This is a genomic window from Candidatus Poribacteria bacterium (genome assembly GCA_021295755.1).
In the GTDB taxonomy this organism is placed as follows: domain Bacteria; phylum Poribacteria; class WGA-4E; order WGA-4E; family PCPOR2b; genus PCPOR2b.
The window spans coordinates 1-16,656 of sequence record JAGWBT010000137.1 but is presented as its reverse complement, the minus strand read 5'-3'; the positions used below and the strand labels follow the sequence as shown (position 1 = coordinate 16,656).

The window sequence follows — 16,656 nt, the reverse complement described above, 5'->3', positions numbered from 1 at the left end:
CGGTGGGTGTCACTAGCTCTTTTCGGATTTCGGTCTGTCGGACGGGCACACCGCACAGCAACTCCATCGTTCCCGGTGCAGGGACAGGCATGAGTCCGTGGGCGCACCGAACAAAGCCGCCGCCGAGCGAAAGCGGAGAGGCGTGGATCTCATCGACCTCTAGAAGGTGTAGTCCGACGACGGCTCCGACAATGTCCACTATTGCATCAATACCGCTGACGTGTTGTGGACTTTCGCTTCCGCCGCTGCGAGTCGATCAAAGATCTGCTTTGCGCGATCGATGACTACTTCTTCAAGATCGCTGTTATCTAGGATAGCGAAAATATCGGAGAGATGACGGCTCGGTCCATGTGTGTGTGTGTGATCATGGTGCTCGTGGGTGTGTTCGTGACCATGGTCATGATCGTGGGTGTGATGATGATGTGCCGCCGGAGAATCGTTGCGGCCGTGTGAATCTCCAGTTGAATCAGCGGTTTCTACAACTGCCCATGTGCCACTGATGCTGTGTTTCGTGGCTTCCTCGAAACGCAGCGTGAATTCATCCAACTTCAACTTTGCCAACTCTGTATTCAGTGCATCTGGATCGACACCTGCATTGACCAAAGCACCAAGCACCATATCTCCGCTGATACCTGAGAAACAATCGAAATATGCGATCTTCAATTTGCTCTCCTTTTGGTTAGCAAACTTGAATGGGGCTTTGCATGGATCCTGTGAATAGTTTTAACTCATGTTAAGGTATCATGCAGCAGAAACCGAGTTTTTGACAAGTACGGGCGGGGTGACCGCTCCCCTACAGCTTTTCTGCGCGCTTTCTTTTTGCATGAGCCACAGTGCTAACGCACATCTTCCGGTGTTAGTACCCTAACAACTCAATCCCTTCTTGATATGTCTGAGCCGATGTTTGCAACGCTTGGATTTCATCGTCAGTCAATTCGACTTCGATAATTTCTTCAACGCCGTCCGCTCCCAATTTAATCGGGACGCCGATGTATAGGTCGTCAATACCGAACTGTCCGGTCAGATGGGCTGCACAGGGGATGAGCCGTTTTTTGTCACGGATGATTGCCTCCGCCATCTGAGCAAGCGAGGCACCTGCTGCATAGTAACCACTTGTTTTCAGAAGATCGACTACCTCTGCACCGCCATCTCGTGTGCGCTGCGCCATTTCCTCAATTCGTTCAGCAGATATAAGTTGCGGAATTGGGATTCCGCCGACCGTTGTGTAACGCGGCAGGGGCACCATCGTATCTCCATGTCCCCCCATCACGAGGGCACTGATGTCCTCAACGGACACTCCGAGTTCAAGGGAGATGAAGTAGCGGAAACGCGCTGAATCGAGTACGCCTGCCTGTCCAACCACTCGGTTAGACGGGAATCCCGAAACCTTCCACGCATGATAGGTCATAATGTCCAGCGGATTGGTCAACATCACAATAATGCAATCCGGTGAGTGCTTCACAACGTTTTCCGTGACACTGCCAACGATGTTCGCGTTAGTTTGCAATAGGTCTTCGCGGGTCATTCCCGGCTTCCGGGGCGATCCAGAGGTGATAATCACTAGGTCGGAGCCCGCTGTCTCCTCGTAACCCGTTGAACCTGTGACACTTGCATCGAACATTTCAACGGGTGATGCCTGTGCCATATCCAAGCTTTTTCCTTGTGGGACGCCATCGATGATATCCACCATCACGACATCGCCAAGCTGCTTTTGTGCAATGAACAACGCGGCGGTTGCACCGACATTTCCAGCACCAATCACACTAATTTTTTTTCGAGCCATTCGTTTCTCCTATGAGGGATTATAGATTTCTCTTAGTGCTTCACACTGTCTTTTTTTGAGCCTTGTAGGTAGGACTTTCTATCCTACCTAATAAACTAATGAACCAATGATAGTTTGATGGTTTTCACACTTCTTAGTCCCGATTTATCGGGGTTTCACGCATCACGTTTCACGCATCACGCTTCTGCATCCACATATTCTTCCCACCGCGCCTCAACGTTAGCATTCTCAACGGTTTCCATGATGTAGTCGCCGAATGCCTCGCTGGTTGCACCCGTACTGCGCCCGGTCATAACGACCTTGCGCTCATACTGTCCGCAGATGTCGAGGGCTTTGTGCAATTTTTGACCGAGTTCATCGAAGCCGATATGCTCAAGCAGCATGGCACCCGCACGGATAAGAGAGCTTGGATCAGCATACTGTGCCCTTCCTTCTTGCACCATACGCGGGGCACTCCCGTGAATTGCCTCAAACATGGCAGCCTGTTTGCCGATGTTCGCGCTCCCGGCAGTTCCGACGCCGCCTTGGATTTGCGCTGCCTCGTCAGTCAAGATATCGCCGTAGAGGTTGGGTAGCACAAGCACCTGAAAATCCTGTTGGCGCGCCGGATTTATTAGTGCCGCGGTCATGATGTCGATATACCAGCTATCCCATTCAATGTCCGGATATCGTTGCGCAATTTGACGACCAAAGTCGAGGAACTTGCCATCGGTTGTTTTGACGATATTTGCCTTTGTGACGACGGTCACCTTAGTTCTGCCGGTCCGTTGCGCGTGGGCGAAGGCTGCCTCGATAATTCGCTCAGACCCTTGGCTTGTGATCACGCGAAAGTCTATCCCCAAGTCATCGGTGACATTGATGCCTTGGCTGCCAAGCGCGTACATATCTTCAGTGTTTTCACGGAAGAAGGTCCAGTCAATATTCTCAGCAGGAACGCGCACCGGGCGGACATTGGCGAATAGATCAAGTGCCTTACGCATGGAGACGTTCGCGCTCTCTATATTGGGCCATCCATCCCCTTGTTCAGGCGTGTGCGTCGGTCCCTTTAGCGTTACGTGACAGCCCTTGATCTCCTCAAGCACATCGTCCGGTATTGACTGCATCTTTGCGGCACGATTTTCGATGGTTAGTCCTTCTATTACCCGAAACTCGACCTTCCCACTGCTGACTGGGTCACGTAGGAGATATTCCAGCACACGCTGGGTTTCGGCACTGATTGTTGGACCGATGCCGTCACCGCCGAGCATACCAACAATAATAGGCGAAATAGAGCTATAATTTGTCCAATCTGGTGCTTGTTTGAGTTTCTCGACCCTTTCAAGTTGTTGCTGCAAGACGTTTCCGAAATGTTCTTTTGCGGTCTCAATTGCTTCTGAGTTGACCACTCTATACTCCTTTCTGAAATAACAGCGGCTCAGATCGCATGGGAAGGATTCCATTACGAAGATCAGATGAGCCTGACTACTAGTAAGCTCTTGGATTCAGGTTTTGGGCAGCCAAGGGCAAGTTCCCAGGTGCCATCGCTCAATGCGCGGAAAAAGCCTCCCCCTGAACCAATCGATCGTGGGTTGAAACAACTATATCCGGGATTGTTGAATCACTGCTATCTGTGGGGATAATCTGGGGATCAGGAGGAATGACCGGACGAATAACGTGACGGTCTTGTAACTGTTCCCGCGCATCCATTATCCAACCAAATCCCCTAAAGATATAGGTAAGCAGTGTCCGATCTAATTCATGGATACCCAACGCTTCTTGAACCGCCCAGCCACCGAAATCTGTGTTTGGTGTCAAACGAAGCGGCGGATCGTTTTCTCGTCCCGGCTTAATTACACCTTCGACAAACGCAATCTGGTAGATACGTTGAATCATGCCGAGCCGTTGTTTTTGCTTATTGTCAAGCGCGAGATTACCGCTATCTATTGCCTGCAAAATAGGTTCAATATAAATTGCGGGTCTCGGATCTTGCTGGATTTCGTCAACTCTCCCAGCGGCAGCGATTTCCGGGTGACCAAACGTCGGGATCCCGCCGCCTAGCACTTCGTTCCGGATGGCTGCTTCCCGCTTCTCTGGGGTGAGTGGCTCAAGTGCATTAATAAAGTGCGTCATGTCGTGAATCGCGCCAAAATGGCGGTCGCCATCAAGATTCATGTGAGCAGCTGTCAAGAAGTCAGAGACGGAAGGAGTGTGTAGCGTTGCCATATATCGGGCAACCATGTTGGATCCGGCCGATCCGTGGTGGGTTTGTATGATTCCCATGCGTTCCAAAGCTTTATTCTCAACCTCATTAGCACGGTGGCCAAGGAGGAGGCTGTAGCAGGCATTCTTTTCTTCGGTGATAAGTGCATCCGTTTGACGGACGAGCTGCGCTGTGGTCCAATTTGCGTTCGTTTCCAGTAAGCCACGCATGTAAGTTGACATTGCCCCCACTGCGACATTCTCCATATGTGTTCCAATCATTTGGAACAGAAGGCGACCCTCACGCCTTTTGTCGTTCAGTCCAGGCTGTGGGATATGGTTTTTCGCCCGGTTTGCTTTTCTCAGTGCCGAAAAGTGCTGAATTGTAAGTTCGGGGCCTGACTGTGGAAATGTATGCACAAAGTTGGCGACCTGCTCGATTAATGCCCTGCGTCCTGAAGTATCTTCTCTTGCAACCCTGCTGACTCGATAAAACTTACGATTAATCAGTTCCCTAAGCACTGCTTCTTCATCGAAACCGTTGTCAACCTTTTGGGGTCTTCTGCCGAACAGACCAACAAAGATTACATACGCAGGCGAAAGTCCACTAGCAACAATTTCGCTCTCTGGAAGCACGCCACGGAGGGCAAAACTGCGGATGTTCAATGTTATACCTGCGCCATTGCAATCAACTTTTGCGTGATGTAAAACCGGATTTGCAAAGACCTTCGTTGACTGAGGCATGGTACTAAACGCTTTGAGAACATTTGCGATGTCCTGTGCATCCAATTGTCCCGCGCTTTGCAATGCCTCCGTCACCGGGCTGTAAGTTGAAGTTTCAGGGAGCGCTGAAAACATCTTTCGCATGGCTGCTATCTTCTGTGCCATTAAAAAAATCTCCTTAATTGAGGGCTAATCAGAACTAGGAGTGTGGGGTGCTGTGGCAGGAATGACTCTTTGCTCGAATTGCTGGCTTCAATGATATACGGTGCTGCAGTTCTATTTTTGTATGTCTGCGGGTCGTTCATTTCTACTATAAAAGGGAAGATTTCCTCAATGTTTAACTGGCAAATACTATGTCTGGTTATAGGCTGTTGTGATTACAACTTATGAAGAAAAGAGGACTTAGCCAAAAAAATGGGGAAGGCACCAAAAATTTATACATTATCAAGATCTTGTAAACCGCTCAATTGGACAAAGCCAAAAGAAGTATTTACGGCGTACCCATAATCTCAAGTGGCAAGGACAACCGATCATTCGTTTAATCTATGCTATTGTAGCAAAGGCGTCCCCATAAAGTCAAGACAAAACAAGGGAGCAGAGGGACATTTAGTTTTCCGTTTTCTGACCGATTTCGGAATGACCCGAATCCGTAAGCGGGGCATCTTGCCCCGCCGTAACCTTGACCGGGAGATCGAAGTTACGGGAGAATTAAATGACCCTAGAGGATTTATCAGAAGGAAAAATACCACTGCCAATGATACACTGCTACACCCAAAAAACGGATTAAGGCGATGATAGCTTACCTCCTCTTCAAGGATACTGGAAAAACGGGGCGAAAAACAGTATACTTTAATTATTTCTCCATTGGGCAGGTACACGAATGGTTACACATTATTTATTCGTTGATGAGTTGGCTTTCATCTCAGATCAATTGCGGGTTGTTTTTAATAGGAATGCGGGTGATGTAGCAACCCACATTTCTTTCAGGGATGTCCAACAATTTCGGAAGCAACTCTGCGCATGGGATGGAGCTTTTATAAAACCACCCATGTCGTTGGTTTCCGCCTGTCACTTAGAGATGTTATGCGATTTTTATCAAGGTAAGTTAGATTTTTCTGTCTTTCAGGGGTTTGATACAGCCGATCAGGAGCTGATTCAGAACGAGATTGCTGCATACGCTTCACGCGAAGCACTCGATGCCCTCATCGGCTACCGGTTACGAAATTGGGCATCAGTCGGTCTACAGTCTCCCAAGTGGGAACTTTACCAAGACTTGGTTCAAGATTATTACGAACAGACAATTTCTCAAGAGAGGCGTGATCAGATTGAAGAAGTTGAAGGTGCTCTTGCTGAAACGACGAACTGGACGCCGCAAGCAATCCATGCCAGATGTATTGGAGAGCTGTTTTTTGAGGTAGATGAGGTTCGGCTGATGTCCAAGGTTCGACTGGATAAGTATTTGGAAGGGGTTTGTCAACAAAGGGATAGGCGGAGGAATCAGGGCGGAGGGAGAAGTCAACTATTAAGTATGCCTGATGCACTACAGGACAGTTTTCAGTTCTTCGGCTTGACCTATCCGGTTGACCTGAATGCGTTGAGAGAACGCTATCGTCAACTTGCGTTGAACTATCATCCGGATAAGGGCGGGAATCTTGAAATGATGCAACGCCTTAACACCGCATATCGGCGAATTTCAGATTATTTGCGTCAAGCAGAAACAGACCAGCTTTCATGAGTCTCAGCCAAAGATTGTATCCACGTTCAGTCGGAAGTCTATAATGGCTTCACTACGGACGGTCTCGCCGAGGCCATAGAGACCTACCCGCTCGAATTTCTCCGCTGATAGACGCAAGACTTCAACCGAGCGGGTTTCCCGACCGACCAGCCAACACTCTTTGACACCAATCCGTTGATAATCTGTCAACTTGCCAGCTAGCACCTTTTGTGTATCCGAAGGTGAAAGCACTTCGATGACTAAATCCGGGGTAATCTCAAGGAGTTGCAGTCCTTCAAGGTCATCAAGACTGGTGCCGGGCAGTTTGTCTTTGCGGATAAACAACACATCAGGTTGGCGCGTTCGTAACGGGTCACGTTGGAGGATAATATCAACCGGCGCGAAGAGGACTACGCCTAACTCTTTTGCCTTCACATACTGGGTTAGTGGGATAAAGATGTTTGCACCTATTATTTGATGGGCGGGTATTGGAGCCAGAGAAGGCACCATCTCTCCATCAATGATTTCATACGGGTGATGGAGTTCGGGCATCAGCAGATAGTCTGCAAGGGTGATTTGCTTTTTCTTCAATGCCTCTAGAGTGGTTGGCATCACAGGCATATTGGAGTACATCCAATCAAAAAAGCCGGCAATTGGAGTAGGAATGCCGGCTTTATTATTAGGTTTCATATAGACATTGTGGGATAACTGCCCTATCTCACGGCAAATCCGTCGTCCCCATTAGGTATCGATCCGCTTCACGGGCAGCACCGCGCCCCTCTTTGAACGCCCAGACAACAAGACTCTGCCCACGCCGCATATCGCCGGCAGCAAATACACCGGGGATGCTGGTCGCGTATTCCTCCTCTTCCGCCCTGACATTGGAACGTTCATCGCGCTCGATGTCCAATTCTTCCAGAATGGTGTCTTCAGGACCGAGGAAACCCATCGCCAAAAGCACTAAATCGGCGGGCCAAACTTTCTCGGTGCCTTCAATCGGCTTCGGGAAAGGACGCCCACCATCCCCCGGAACCCATTCAACCTCGGCGGTATGAAGCTCTTTTACGTGCCCCTTTTCGTCGCCGACAAATTTCGAGGTGCTAATAAGGTAGGTGCGCGGATCCTCCCCAAATTTAGCAGCGGCTTCTTCCTGCCCGTAGTCGAGTTCGTAAATCCTTGGATACTCGGGCCACGGGTTATTGGGTGCGCGTTCATCGGGTGGACGTTCTAGAATCTCAAACTGAGTGAGGCTTTTGCACCCATGGCGCATGGAGGTTCCCACACAGTCGGTGCCCGTATCCCCGCCACCGATCACAACGACATGTTTGTCTTTGGCGGAGATATAATTCCCATCTTCGTGATTGGAATCAAGGAGGCTTTTGGTGTTTGCGTGAAGGAACGGCACGGCAAAATGGACACCTTCCAAATCCCGACCTTCGATGGGAAGGTCACGCGGCTTGGTGGCACCGCCACAGAGAACGATTGCATCGAATCCGTCAACTAATTCTTTTGCCGAGATGTCCTTGCCGACTTCGGTGCTCGTGATAAAATTGACCCCTTCCGCTTCCATTAAGTCAATGCGGCGCTGGACGACTCTTTTTTTATCTAACTTCATGTTGGGGATACCGTACATCAATAGCCCCCCGACCCGGTCAGCGCGCTCGTAAACTGTGACAAGATGCCCCGCCCGGTTCAGTTGTGCAGCGCACGACAGACCCGCTGGACCAGATCCCACAACCGCAACACGTTTACCTGTACGTTTGGCGGGTGGCTCAGGAACGACCCAACCCTCCTCCCAGCCCTTATCGATGATTGACACCTCGATATTTTTGATTGTCACCGGCGGCTCAATCATACCCAAAACGCAAGCACCCTCGCAAGGTGCTGGACACACCCGACCTGTGAACTCAGGAAAGTTATTGGTTTTATGAAGCCGTTCCAACGCTTCTTTCCACAGACCGCGATAGACGAGGTCATTCCATTCGGGTATCAGGTTATTGATCGGACAACCCTCTCCGGCAATCGCATCCCTGTATGACAGAACGGGATGCCACAATCCATACAACGCGCCCCTTGCGTCTGAAGTTTTTCGACGGTAAAATGTTCGTGAAATTCGTTCCAGTCTTTGATGCGTTCTAATGGTGAACGATCGGGCGGAAGTTCTCTATCATACTCCATAAATCCTGTTGGTTTTGCCATACTGTCTCCTCGAATCTTATCTTTCTAAGCTGCTGCCCCAGCAGCGACGCCGCGCCGAAACGCTTCTAGCCAAGCGTCATCCCCCTCAAATCCTTCTGTTTGAGCTTCTTCAAGTGCGTCAAGAATCCTTTTATAGTCTTGCGGCATAACCTTGACGAATTGGGGGCGCATGTTCTCCCAGTCCTCCAAAATTTCCAACGCAAGTGGGCTCCCAGTATAGTCGGCGTGCTTCTGAATCATACCCTTAACCTCCGAGATCTCTACCGGATCCTCTAAGCGTTCGAGGTCGCACTGTTCCTTATTGCAGCGGATATGGAAATCGCCGTCGCGGTCAAGGACATAAGCGACTCCACCGGACATCCCACCAGCGAAGTTACGCCCCGTTTTGCCGAGAACAACGACTCTACCACCCGTCATATACTCACATCCGTGATCGCCTACGGCTTCGACGACAGCGCGGACCCCACTGTTGCGCACGCAGAACCGCTCACCAGCCATACCACGGATATAGGCTTCACCGTTGGTTGCTCCATAGAACGCAACGTTACCGATGATGATGTTTTCCTCAGACTTGAATGTGGATTCTTTCGGAGGGTAAACAATCAACTTGCTACCGCAGAGACCTTTGCCGAAATAGTCATTTGCGTCACCCTCAAGACGAAACGTAACGCCGGGAGGTGTAAAAGCACCAAAGGATTGACCCGCAGACCCTTGAAAATGAATGTCGATGGTATCGTCAGGTAACCCCTCGGGCCCATGACGTCGGGTCAGTTCGCTTCCTAAAATTGTACCGACAACCCGATTGGTATTCTTGATTGGGAAGGATCCCGTAACTTTTGTCCCATCCCGTAAAGTAGGTTCACAAAAATCTAAAAGGACTTCGTTATCTAGTGCTTTGTCCAGACCGTGGTCTTGATCAATTTGGCAGTAGCGACCGATTTCGGGACCAACTTGAGGCTGATAGAGAATTGGCGAGAGATCGATTCCTTTTGCTTTCCAGTGGTCAACTGCTTTTGCCGGCTCAAGCAGGTCGGTACGGCCGATCAGTTCGTTGACCGTGCGAACCCCCAACTGCGCCATGATTTCACGCATATCCTGTGCGATGAAACGCATGAAATTTACGACGTGGGACGGGTCTCCCATAAATTTCTTGCGCAGCTCTGGATTTTGCGTTGCTACACCTACCGGGCAGGTATCCAAATGGCACACACGCATCATAATACAACCGAGCGTTACCAGTGGTGTGGTCGCAAAACCGAACTCTTCGGCACCCAACAGTGCAGCAACGATAACATCTCGACCCGTTTTGAGTTGCCCATCCGTTTCCACGATAATACGAGACCGCAGATTATTCAACACTAGGGTTTGATGGGTTTCCGCTACCCCAAGCTCCCAAGGCAAGCCAGCATGTTTGATGCTGGTCTGTGGGGAAGCTCCAGTGCCGCCATCAAGGCCGCTGATTAGCACGACATCCGCGTGCCCTTTTGCCACACCAGCAGCGATAGTGCCAACACCGACCTCAGATACTAACTTAACGTTAATCCGTGCATGATGGTTCGAGTTTTTCAGATCGTGGATGAGTTGGGCAAGGTCTTCAATCGAATAGATGTCGTGGTGCGGCGGCGGCGAAATCAGTTCAACCCCCGGCGTCGAGTGACGCACCGTGGCGATCCACGGGTAGACTTTTCTACCGGGCAACTCACCACCTTCACCGGGCTTGGCGCCTTGCGCCATTTTAATCTGAAGTTCCTGTGCATTTACTAAGTAGTTGCTCGTGACCCCGAATCTACCAGAGGCAACCTGCTTAATCGCGCTGTTTTTAGAGTCACCGTTGGGTTCGAGAAAATACCGCGCTGGGTCCTCTCCCCCTTCACCGGTATTGCTCTTTCCGCCAATACGATTCATCGCGATCGCCAACGCTTCGTGCGCCTCTTTGCTGATGGAACCGTAGGACATCGCACCACTCTTGAACCGCTTGCAAATTTCTTCAACAGGTTCTACTTCGTCAATTGGAATCGGTTCATTGGAGAACTTCAGGTCCAAGAGTCCACGTAGCGTTGCCATATTCTGAGAGTAATCATTAATCAACTTTGCATAGTCTTTATAGACATCATAGTTGTCGGTGCGGGCGGCTAGTTGCAGCTTATGAATCGTCGCTGGATTGAACAGGTGATATTCGCCATCCTGTCGCCACTGAAAGTGCCCACCGACATCCAAGGTGCGATTATCAACCGGAATTTCTGGGAAGGCTGCGCGGTGACGCATCAGGGCTTCACGAGCAATAACATCAAGTCCGACCCCTTCTACTCGAGTCTCCGTCCAAGTAAAGTAACGGTCAACAACCTCTTGCTTGATGCCGATAGCTTCAAAGATTTGCGCGCCTCGATACGACTTGATGGTTGAAATTCCCATCTTTGCCATGACCTTGACGACGCCTTTGGTGGCTGATTTGATGTATCCCTTGACCGCATCTTTATACCCAATATCTGTCAGTTGTCCTTCGGCAATCATGTCCGCTAGGCTCTCAAACGCCATGTACGGATTAACCGCTTGCACACCATACCCGATGAGCAGACAGAAGTGATGCACTTCGCGGGGCTCACCCGACTCAAGCGCGATACCGACTTTTGTGCGGGCACCACATCGAATCAGATGGTGGTGGAGACCTGCAACAGCTAGCAGTGCGGGGATAGGTGCTGACTTCTCATCAACGCCACGGTCAGACAAAATAATAATAGTATAGCCATCTTCAACCGCGCGATCGGCGGCTTCAAAGAGTCGATCCATCGCTTTTTCAAGCCCGTTCTCTCCATCAGCGACGTTGAATAGGATTGGAAGGGTGGTGGATTTGAACGCCGGTTGATCTACCTGCCGCAGCTGTTCTAACTCCTCATCTGAAATAATTGGGGTGTCGAGGTTAATCTGACGACAACTCTCCGGTTCAGGCACGAGCAGGTTACGCTCAGTACCTATTGTTGTTTCAGACGAAGTGATAATCTCTTCCTTGAGCGGATCCAACGGAGGATTGGTCACTTGCGCGAATAGCTGTTTGAAATAGTTATAAAGTAGCTGCGGTCGATTAGAGAGAACCGCCAAAGAGGCATCATTTCCCATCGAACCGACGGGGTCACGACCGATTTTCGACATCGGCCCAAGGAAGATACGTTGATCTTCAAATGTGTATCCGAATGCCTGCTGGCGTTGTAAAATCTTGTCGTGATTTGTTTCAGGTTCCTTCGGTTCGACCGCTGGCAAATCTTTTAATGAGGTGAGGTGTTCGTCTAGCCACTGGCCATACGGATACTCAGAAGCGATCTCATCCTTGGCTTCATCATCGCTGATGATGCGTCCCTCCTCCGTATCAATCAGAAGAATTCGACCCGGTTGTAAACGTCCCTTGGAGACAACCCGCTCAGGGGGAATGTCCAGTACCCCAGTTTCCGAAGCGAGTACGAGCATGTCATCGTTTGTGATGTAGTAGCGGGACGGACGGAAACCGTTACGGTCTAGGGAGGCACCTACAACCGTGCCATCGGTAAAAGCGATGGAGGCAGGACCGTCCCACGGTTCCATTAAACAGCTATGATATTCATAAAAGGCGCGTCTCTCTGCGCTCATGCTCTCATGATTCTCCCACGGTTCGGGAATCATCATCATCACAGAGTGCGGCAGCGATCTGCCAGAGAGTGCGAGAAATTCCAGACAGTTATCAAAGATAGCGGTGTCGCTTCCATCCTCGTCAAGGATAGGGAAAAGTTTCGGGAGATCGTCACCAAATAGCTCAGACGCTAACATCGCCTGCCGCGTTTTCATCCAGTTCTGATTCCCGCGTACCGTATTGATTTCGCCGTTATGAATCATGTATCGGTACGGGTGCGACCGCGCCCAACTTGGGAAAGTATTCGTCGAAAATCGGGAATGAAGCAGGACAATCGACGCATCCATCCGAGGGTCTTTCAGTTCGGGATAGAATTCGGGCACCTGCATCGGTGTGAGCATTCCCTTATAGACAATGGTTCGGCTAGACAGGCTCGGAATGTAGAAATCTTCATCTATCCCGCCGTATCGGATGATATTGGAGGCACGCTTCCGAATCACATACAATTTACGCTCAAAGGCGAGGTCATCTTCGATAGTGGGGTTTCTACCAATAAAGATTTGCCATACAGCAGGCTCAGAAGAGCGGGAAATCGGTCCCAGATAGAAATTATCGGTGGGAACTTCTCGCCAACCCAAAACCGTTTGCCCCTCTTCTATAACAATTTCTTCCAGTTTTCGCTGACAGCGTTGAAGGAGTTCACCGTCCTCGGTCTTGGTGAGAAACACCATACCAACGCCGTACTGTTTTGGATCTGGCAGATCGATTTCCGCATCTTCGCAGGCGTGCTGAAGGAAGTTGTGCGGGACCTGCATCAGAATGCCTGCTCCGTCGCCGGTATTTTCTTCGGCACCGCGGGCACCCCGATGGTCAAGGCAAACTAGCGCATCTAGTGCCTGACGCACGAGCGTATTGGATTTTTCACCTTTGATATTGACGATAAAACCGATACCACAAGCATCATGTTCGTAAGCGGGGTTATAAAGCCCTTGCTTTTTCGGAATACCTATCTGTCCTTTCATATCAGCCTTTCCTGTTCTATTTCAGTTCTGAGAATCCGTATCTCTTTGTTACTCTTGCTGCGATTTTTGTTTACTTTATCTTTGATTTTCTTCTGTTCTGATAGTGTCCTGACCATATTGCCCTGAATCAGTAACAAACACTTTTTCAGAATGGATCGGCAGACACAGGAGAATGTCTTCCCAATAGTGCAAAACCTAATGATTACTTGCTGAAACAGTTCGATAAGATGAAGGTTCAGGAAGGAAAATCATTTAGTGGGGATCTGTTACGCTTACTCCGAGGACACTACGTTCAATGAAAAATTGTGACGAATAGACTTGTTATAATACATTACATAAGTGTTCATGTCAAGAAAATTTCCTGACACCTGTCCAAACAATTTTGGTTGACAATCCCACTTCAAATTTGCATAATAAAAATCCTAAAACACGAGGTGGAGGGAGAAGGCAATGATTAATCTGAGTGTGAACGTCAATAAGGTCGCAACGCTAAGAAATTCTAGAGGCGAAGATGTTCCAAACGTCATCCAAGCGGTACAAACATGCATCAATACCGGCGTGCAGGGGATTACAGTGCACCCGCGAGAAGATCAACGACACATCAAACCCCACGATGTCTATGAAATCGCCGAGATGGTGACTGTCGAATATAACATTGAGGGTGATCCCCGACCTGACCTATTGGATATGGTAATAGAGGTGCAGCCCGACCAGTGCACACTCGTTCCCGTCACACCGGGCGAGGTGACGAGCGACCACGGTTGGAACCTAACGGTGGAAGGGGAAGGACTCAAACCAATCATCCAACGACTCAAGGATGCCGGTATTCGTGTCAGTTTATTTAGCGGTACAGATCTTCATCAGATCGAATTGGCGAAGGAAGTGGGTGCAGATCGGGTTGAATTCTATACCGCGCCTTATGCGTGGGCGAAAACCGACCAGGAGATTGCACACGAATTTGGTTTGCTCACTAAAGCCGCTGAAAAGGCGGTCAGCTTGGGTCTTGGCATCAATGCGGGACATGATCTCAATCTAGAAAATCTGCCGCTCATGAGGAATCTCCCCGGTTTACTTGAGGTTTCGATCGGTCATCACCTGATGGCACATGCCCTTTATGTCGGACTTGAGCAATCGGTGAAAGATTACCGGGCTGCGTTGGGTCAGAAGGTGACATGACCATTTTTCTTTAGGACTTACGCACTTTAGATTGTAGTTGCCCGATTCATCGGGCGTATCGGGGCAGGGATGCCCCTCCTACACCGCCCTCAGCAAGTGGGGTGAAGGGCTTTGACCGTTCGGCTGCGTAAGTCCTATCCATATAATCCTTCAATCCCTTTAATCCGCGATTCAGACAATTAACAGAGCCTATCAACCCAGATCAAGGAGAACTCGATGAGAATTTTAGTTGTTGGGAGTGGTGCTAGAGAGCACACGTTTGTCTGGAAGATTGTACAAAGTCCGCTTGTTGAAAAGGTGTACTGTGTGCCGGGAAATCCGGGTATCGCCCAAATTGCCGAATGCCGGTCAATTCCCCTAGAAGACAACTTCTCAGCAATCGTGGACTTTGCAGCAACCGAAAAGATAGACCTGACCGTCGTTGGTCCCGAAGATCCTCTGGCAAAAGGCATAGTTGATGTCTTCCAAGCACGAGGGCTCCGAGCGTTCGGACCGGATCAGAAAGCCGCGATTCTTGAAGCGAGCAAAGATTTCGCAAAACGATTGATGGCAGAAAATGGCATTCCTACCGCAGCGTATCGCACATTTGAGGACGCGGACACAGCAATCGCTTACCTTGAGGAGATTAACGCGCCGGTCTTTGTCAAAGCGGATGGGTTGGCTGCGGGGAAAGGCGTAATTCCGGGACTAACACTTGATGCAGCGGTTGGAGCGGTTCAAGAAATCATGGTCGATCGCAACTTCGGAAGCGCCGGGAATAAGGTGGTGATCGAGGAGGCGTTATTCGGCGAAGAAGCTTCTTTCACCGTCCTAACAGATGGCGTGTCCTGTCTCCCGTTTGTGAGCTCACAAGACCACAAAATGTCCCTAGATGGCGATCAAGGCAAGAACACCGGGGGTATGGGTGCATATTCACCGGCGCCAGTCATGACACCTGAACTCAGCGAGCAGGTTATGAATACGATTGTGCAGCCGGCTATCAGCGCAATGGCGTCGGAGGGGCGTACCTTCAAGGGCGTTTTGTATGTCGGATTGATGATCGCCGAAGCGGGTCCGAAAGTGATAGAGTTTAACTGCCGCCTTGGCGATCCCGAAGCACAGGTGTTGCTTACCCGCATGGAGAGCGATCTTGTGCCGGTGCTGGAGGCCTGTATTGATGGAACATTGGACAAGGTTGAATGTAGGTGGAAACCCGAAGCAGCAACGTGTGTAGTAATGGCATCAGGCGGATATCCCGACCCCTACGAAACGGGCAGAGTGATTACCGGGCTAGACCGCGCTAATGCGCTGAAGGATGTGACAGTTTTCCATGCAGGGACTCAGATGCAAAACGGGAACATCGCCACAGGTGGTGGCAGGGTCCTCGGCGTCACCGCGCTTGCTTCTGACATCAGATCGGCGATCGAAGGTGCGTATCGCGGAGTGAAGGAAATCCACTTTGATCATGCCCACTTTCGGACTGACATCGGATACCGGGCGTTAGACCGCACTTCATAGATAGTAGGGAACGCGGATCTGCGTTCCCTGTAGGTGAGCAGCCGTGCCAACCTCCGAATTTCAATTTTTTGGCGTTCCTCATGTTGTCGCGCTAGTCCTAACAATCGCGCTGCCTATTGCGCTATCTGTATTGGTGCGGAAAGTAGATTCATCTGTTCTGACAAATGCGGTTTGCTACCTTTTGGCCGGAATACTAATCATCAATGAAATTGGGGGTTGGATTTACCGGGCGGCAACAGTGCAATCGTTCAGTGTCTTTGTGCAGAGCTACCTGCCCCTCCACATCTGCGGAGTCGCACTCTTTGTCGTGGTGTTTGCGCTGTTGCGTCGGAACCAGATCCTTTATGAAATCGGTTATTTCTGGGGGATCGTCGGCACATTAAACGCCGTTATCACGCCTCAACTGGGGGTCGGGTTTCCGCACTACCGTTTCTTTCAATATTTTATTGTGCATGGCGGTATCGTCGTCAGCGTGCTGTTTGCGACGTGGGGGTTGAGAATGCGCCCTACCCTCAAGGGATTATTGCGTTCATTCCTGCTTGCCAATCTCTATATGGTGGTTATCGCAGGCGTCAATCTGCTGCTGAAATCTAACTACATGTTCATCTGTGAACCACCGTATACGAAATCTCCCTTCTTCTTCGCGCCTTGGCCCTGGTATATACTCATTTTAGATGGCGTGGCTCTCGTCCTTTTCTTCGTCGTCTACTCCCCTTTCTTAATTGGCGATTGGTTGAGATCCCTTTCTCCAAAAAACAAGCACGTA

At 50.0% G+C, this 16,656-nt stretch carries 9 protein-coding genes and 2 pseudogenes; 4 read left to right on the top strand and 7 right to left on the bottom strand.

The window, feature by feature from the left end:
• The 4 genes and pseudogenes from J4G02_18055 to J4G02_18040 form a co-directional block, all read right to left on the bottom strand.
• Window positions 1-663, bottom strand: a pseudogene (locus J4G02_18055) (LarC family nickel insertion protein).
• 193 nt (window positions 664-856) lie between these two features.
• Window positions 857-1,783: a malate dehydrogenase gene (mdh, locus tag J4G02_18050; protein MCE2396441.1), complete on the bottom strand. Its 927-nt coding sequence runs from the start codon at window positions 1,781-1,783 to the stop codon at window positions 857-859.
• A 176-nt stretch (window positions 1,784-1,959) separates the two neighbouring features.
• Window positions 1,960-3,222, bottom strand: a complete 1,263-nt coding sequence (locus J4G02_18045) for an isocitrate/isopropylmalate dehydrogenase family protein (GenBank protein MCE2396440.1) — start codon at window positions 3,220-3,222, stop codon at window positions 1,960-1,962.
• A gap of 85 nt (window positions 3,223-3,307) precedes the next feature.
• A complete protein-coding gene (locus J4G02_18040) occupies window positions 3,308-4,849 on the bottom strand; it encodes a hypothetical protein (protein ID MCE2396439.1) in 1,542 nt (513 codons plus the stop codon).
• Window positions 4,850-5,564: 715 nt separating this feature from the next.
• Here J4G02_18040 and J4G02_18035 point away from each other — a divergent pair.
• A complete protein-coding gene (locus tag J4G02_18035; GenBank protein MCE2396438.1) occupies window positions 5,565-6,419 on the top strand; it encodes a J domain-containing protein in 855 nt (284 codons plus the stop codon).
• Window positions 6,420-6,422: 3 nt separating this feature from the next.
• On the opposite strand, the gene J4G02_18030 is transcribed toward J4G02_18035, so the two are convergent.
• The 3 genes and pseudogenes from J4G02_18030 to gltB form a co-directional block, all read right to left on the bottom strand.
• A complete protein-coding gene (locus tag J4G02_18030) occupies window positions 6,423-7,088 on the bottom strand; it encodes a Uma2 family endonuclease (protein MCE2396437.1) in 666 nt (221 codons plus the stop codon).
• Between the two features lie 28 nt (window positions 7,089-7,116).
• Window positions 7,117-8,597 (bottom strand): annotated as a pseudogene (locus tag J4G02_18025) (glutamate synthase subunit beta).
• A 24-nt stretch (window positions 8,598-8,621) separates the two neighbouring features.
• A complete protein-coding gene (gene gltB, locus J4G02_18020; protein ID MCE2396436.1) occupies window positions 8,622-13,217 on the bottom strand; it encodes a glutamate synthase large subunit in 4,596 nt (1,531 codons plus the stop codon).
• A gap of 450 nt (window positions 13,218-13,667) precedes the next feature.
• Between gltB and J4G02_18015 the strand changes: the two genes are divergently transcribed.
• From J4G02_18015 to J4G02_18005, 3 genes are all read left to right on the top strand, one after another.
• Window positions 13,668-14,393 carry a pyridoxine 5'-phosphate synthase gene (locus J4G02_18015; protein MCE2396435.1) on the top strand — a complete coding sequence of 242 codons (726 nt, stop codon included), beginning with the start codon at window positions 13,668-13,670 and terminating at the stop codon, window positions 14,391-14,393.
• A gap of 216 nt (window positions 14,394-14,609) precedes the next feature.
• On the top strand, window positions 14,610-15,890 hold the full coding sequence (purD, locus tag J4G02_18010) for a phosphoribosylamine--glycine ligase (GenBank protein ID MCE2396434.1): 1,281 nt from the start codon (window positions 14,610-14,612) through the stop codon (window positions 15,888-15,890).
• Window positions 15,891-15,933: 43 nt separating this feature from the next.
• The coding region (locus J4G02_18005) for a TIGR02206 family membrane protein (protein MCE2396433.1) at window positions 15,934-16,656 on the top strand (723 nt) is incomplete at its 3' end.